The sequence below is a fragment of the Flavobacterium sp. UBA7682 genome, from assembly GCF_002482945.1.
GTDB lineage: Bacteria > Bacteroidota > Bacteroidia > Flavobacteriales > Flavobacteriaceae > Flavobacterium.
This window is the reverse complement of the sequence record NZ_DLGY01000051.1, coordinates 115139-116265: the sequence shown is the minus strand read 5'-3', so window position 1 is coordinate 116265 and position 1127 is coordinate 115139. Positions and strand designations below refer to the sequence as shown.

Here is a 1127-nt window from a genome sequence, read left to right as displayed (position 1 = left end):
CTGGGAAATTTCTACTGTTGAAAACGATGTAAGCATTGTCGCCAATGGAAAGTTTAAGGGAAAATCACTAAACGAATTGATTGCGGATTATCCGATGGAAATCTTGGGAACCAAAGTGTATCAGGCTTTTGGCAAACAATTCCCATTACTCTTTAAATATTTAGATGCTCGTGAAGATTTATCCATTCAATTGCATCCAAACGATGAACTGGCCAAAAAACGCCATAATTCCTTTGGAAAAACCGAAATGTGGTACGTCATGCAAGCCGATGCAGCCGCAAAATTAATCATAGGTTTCAAAGAGAAATCTTCTCCTGAAGAGTATACATTACATTTAAATAACAAAACTTTACCAGATATTCTCGATACTAAAAAGGTGCAAAAAGGCGATGTTTTTCTCCTGGAAACCGGAACCATTCACGCCATCGGAGCCGGAAATGTCATCGCCGAAATCCAACAAACGTCTGATATTACTTATCGTGTTTACGATTTTGATCGGGTAGATGCTAATGGTAATAAACGCGAATTGCACAATGATTTGGCTTTGGAAGCTATTAATTACGATACTGTAGAAGCGCAAAGAACTTATTTAAAAACAGAAAATGTTGCTAATGAAATGGTTTATTGCCAATACTTTACGACCAATTTTATTCCACTAAACGGAAATATGAAAGTTCAGAAGAATCAAGATTCATTCACCGTCTACATGTGTGTAGATGACAGCTTTGAATTGAGTTTTGAAGGAATAACATACTCTTATCAAAAAGGTGATACTGTTTTAGTACCGGCTTCATTGACTGATTTTCAGTTAAATGGTAAAGCTTCTATACTAGAAATTTATATTTCTTAGTTGGTGTTCTAAAGATTTAGTGTAATTTTGCCGAAATTTAAAATTTACAAGAAAAATGGGAAGTGTTAAAAATTTAAAAAAAGACATCAATTTTGTTTTAGGAGATATCATTGAAGCAGTATACATTTACGAAATGACAACTTCAGGAAAACCATCTGATCAATCAAACGCTATCATCGATGAGGCGATTGCTTCTTTTGACGGTTTGATTACAAAAGTGAATGCTAAGAAAGTGGAAAATAAAAAAGCACATTTCAAACAAATCAATGTTGAATTA

General features: G+C 34.2%; 2 protein-coding genes. Both read left to right on the top strand.

The features are described 5' to 3' along the window. The coding region (locus B3C16_RS16425) for a type I phosphomannose isomerase catalytic subunit (RefSeq protein ID WP_291133427.1) at window positions 1-850 on the top strand (850 nt) is incomplete at its 5' end. A 55-nt stretch (window positions 851-905) separates the two neighbouring features. Continuing rightward, the coding region (locus tag B3C16_RS16420) for a hypothetical protein (RefSeq protein WP_291133424.1) at window positions 906-1127 on the top strand (222 nt) is incomplete at its 3' end.